Below are 2,725 nucleotides of genomic sequence, written 5' to 3' on the forward strand. Positions count from 1 at the left end.
GTTTTGGCCGACATCGACGGAAATCCGCATCGGCTTGCCTTTGCGCCAGACATCCACCGTTTCCCTGGCGCCCGGCGCGACATCGGCGACCGCCCGCGACAGGTCCTTGGGATCCTTCACGTCCTGCCCGGCAAAGCTGGTGATGACGTCACCCGTCTCGACGCCGGCCTTGGCCGCCGGCGAACCGTCGTTGACCTCTGAAACCAGCGCGCCGCCGGAATGGTCGAGCCCGATGGCGCTCGCGACATCGGGTGTCACCTCCTGTATCTGAACGCCGAGATAGCCGTACTGGATGGAGCCGCCCTTCATCAGCTTGGCGACCACCTTCTGGGCCTGATCCGACGGAATGGCAAAGCCGACGCCGACGCTGCCGCCATTGGGTGAATAGATCGCCGTGTTGATGCCCACGACATTGCCGGCGACATCCACCAGCGGACCGCCGGAATTGCCGTGGTTGATCGGCGCGTCGATCTGGATGAAATCGTCGAACGGGCCGCTATGCAGGTCACGGCCGCGCGCCGAGACGATACCTGCCGTGACGGTGGTGCCGATGCCGAACGGGTTGCCGAAGGCCAGCACCTGGTCGCCTGGCATGAGCTTGTCGGAATCACCCCATTTGACGGTCGGCAGGGGTTTGTCTGACTTGACCTTGAGTACGGCGAGATCGTTCTTGGCATCGCGGCCGACAAGCTTGGCCGGAAGTTCGGTGCCGTCGTCGAGCGTCACCTTGATCGAAGAAGCACCATCGATGACGTGGTTGTTGGTGACGACGGTGCCATCCGCGCCGACGATGAAGCCGGAACCCAGCGCCTCGGCGCGCTGCGGTTGCTGTTGCGGCGGCGTCTTGGGCGTCGGCATGCCCTGGTCACCGAAGAACTGGCGGAAATAGTCATCGAAGGGCGAGCCGCCGTCGAAAGGAGATGCATCGCTCATCGTTTCAGGCTGTGCCTTCATGACGGTGGTGACCGTCACCACCGCCGGCTTGTCGGCGGCAACGATGGGGGCGAACGAGCCATTGGGCGCGGTGATGCCGGCGACAGGCGTCTGGGTTGTCGGAATGGTGTTGCCCTCGCCTTGGGCGAAAGACATGACGAAGGGGGATATGATCAGCGCAGCGCCCAGCAAGGCCGCGACGCGATGCCTACGAAGGATATCTGACATGGTCGTTTGTCCGGGCGAGAGTTGATCCAGCGCCGTGGCCTCTCCCGTGCGGGGAAATCGGTCATCGGCGTGTCGAGGTCGCAATTGCCCGTCTCGCCTACATGGCAGCCAACCGGATCGACGGCCTTGCATCTAGGGCGCGGATTCGCCCGATTTAGGGTTTTAGGGCGACCTTACGAAGATTTAATATCCGCACGGCGGCAGGGCCGCAAAGTCGTCGGGCGGCACCTTGCTGTCTCGCTGGAGCCTCAGCCACCGGCGCTTCGCTCGAGATAGGCCGTGGCAATCTCGCGCATGCGCTTGCCGTCGAAGCTCGGTCCGTGTCCACCATGACCGATGCGGATCGGCAGGTCCAGCAGGCGCCGCATCGTGCTGACATAGGCGGCTCGGTCGGAATCCGGCAGGTCGTCGATCAGCATGGCGTCATAGATGGCATCGCCGCTGAAGAACAGGCCGTCGACCTCGTCGAACAGCGCGATCGAATCCGGTGAATGGCCCGGCAAATGCAGCACGCGAAATTGCCGGTCGCCAAGATCGACGACATCGCCCTCGTCCAGGGTTCGCGTCAACGGCGCGGGCGGGATCCTGTAGTCGGCCGACTTCCATCCAGGCGCCGGCGGTTTCGAGACGGCACCCTCGAGGTCATGAAACATGTAGGCGTAGGTCGCGGCCTCATCCATGGTCTCGAACCGAGCCGCGCTCATCCTTGGCCCGGCCCGCAACGGGAATTCATGCAGCGAGCCGACGTGGTCGAGATGGATGTGGGTGGCAACGACCAGCAGCGGCTTGCCCTCCGCCGTCTCGATCTGCGGCGCCAGCGGACAGATGCCCATGCCGGTGTCGACGAGCAGGTCGGCATCGCGACCGCGCAGATGCCAGATATTGGCCCGAACATAGGCATGGACGAAGGGCTCGGTCAGCATCGTCGTCTTGTCGTCGACGACGCTCCTGCTGAACCAGTCGGGCATCACCTGTGAGCCGGGCATCAAGTGTGAGCCCGGCATCAGACGAAGGGCTTCCCGACCTTGTACTTTTCCGGCACCAGCCGCTTGAGATAGGCCATGCCGGCATCCGACAGCTGATTGACATCGGGCTTCATGAAATCGTCCGGCATGTGGCGTGTCTTGCCGGCGACGTTCTTGAGCGGCACTTTCTTCAGCACCGTTCTGGTGCCGTCATATTGCAGGGCCACCGAGCCGCCGCCCTGTTCGGCGACGGTGACGGCGAAAGCGCCGGCATCGAACGCCTCCTGCGCGTCGACCGCGCTGATGGCGCCGATATAGCCGCGCGGCATGTAGCCGAGCGCATCGACGCGGGCCCGCTTGCCCGGCAGGCCTTCCGCCAACGCGCGCTCGAGTGCGGCCGGCAGGTCGCTGCCCGACAGCTTGACGTTGCCGTGCGCGTCGCGCTCAAGCTGGTCCGGCGGCACCAGGCTTTCGACCAGTGCCTTGCCGTCGGCGGTGCTGACCCCTTCCGAAACGGCGACGATGCAGCGCTTGTGGCGATCGAGCGTGGCGCGGACGTCGTCGATGAAGCCGGCGGCCGAGAATGGGCGCTCGGGCAC

At 64.7% G+C, this 2,725-nt stretch carries 2 protein-coding genes and 1 pseudogene; all 3 read right to left on the reverse strand.

Annotated features, from left to right (window positions below):
• The coding region (locus tag EN964_RS31075; protein WP_127277176.1) for a Do family serine endopeptidase at window positions 1–1,161 on the reverse strand (1,161 nt) is incomplete at its 3' end.
• Window positions 1,162–1,409: 248 nt separating this feature from the next.
• Window positions 1,410–2,129: an MBL fold metallo-hydrolase gene (locus EN964_RS31080; RefSeq protein WP_127270210.1), complete on the reverse strand. Its 720-nt coding sequence runs from the start codon at window positions 2,127–2,129 to the stop codon at window positions 1,410–1,412.
• A gap of 35 nt (window positions 2,130–2,164) precedes the next feature.
• Window positions 2,165–2,725, reverse strand: a pseudogene (locus EN964_RS31085) (6-phosphofructokinase); the annotation flags it as partial.

The sequence above is a fragment of the Mesorhizobium sp. M7A.F.Ca.CA.001.10.2.1 genome, assembly GCF_003998575.1.
GTDB lineage: Bacteria > Pseudomonadota > Alphaproteobacteria > Rhizobiales > Rhizobiaceae > Mesorhizobium.